A 462-nucleotide genomic window follows, 5' to 3' on the forward strand; every position below is an offset into this window, starting at 1 on the left:
AAATATCCCATAATCTAATTTGCGGTTCGATACTCATAAACTTTGACAATTTTTCCGCGCTACTCTTATTAAGATTTCCAACAATTGTCAATAGCATCAAAATTTAATTTTAATGGAAGGGTGATAAAAAATTATCACTTAACCGGCTATTAGAATAGTAATATATAGAAAAAACCAAGCATTTTAATGCTTGGTTTAATAACAAAGTTTATAACGGAGGGAGAAGGATTCGAACCAACGTAAGCATAAGCTTCTAATTAATACATAGTATTAACTTCCCTTAAACCAGACTCGGGTACCCCTCCAATATTTAATTACTATAAAATAATATCTCAATCTAAGAGAGAAGTAAATAGTGAATTTTCAAAAATAATTGAAATTGGAAAAACACTACATTAAAAAAATGAATAAGCTATACAAAGATACTGCTTATAATCATAGCTTGTGTTACTAATGCTATAC

General features: G+C 28.6%; 1 tRNA gene and 1 pseudogene. Both read right to left on the minus strand.

From position 1 onward, the window contains the following. Positions 1–205: pseudogene (locus EII23_RS13710) on the minus strand (hypothetical protein); the annotation flags it as partial. Between the two features lie 9 nt (positions 206–214). Beyond that, positions 215–305, minus strand: a tRNA-OTHER gene (locus EII23_RS13040). Positions 306–462 lie beyond the last annotated feature (157 nt).

Source organism: Desulfovibrio sp. OH1186_COT-070 (genome assembly GCF_003860215.1).
GTDB lineage: Bacteria > Desulfobacterota > Desulfovibrionia > Desulfovibrionales > Desulfovibrionaceae > Desulfovibrio.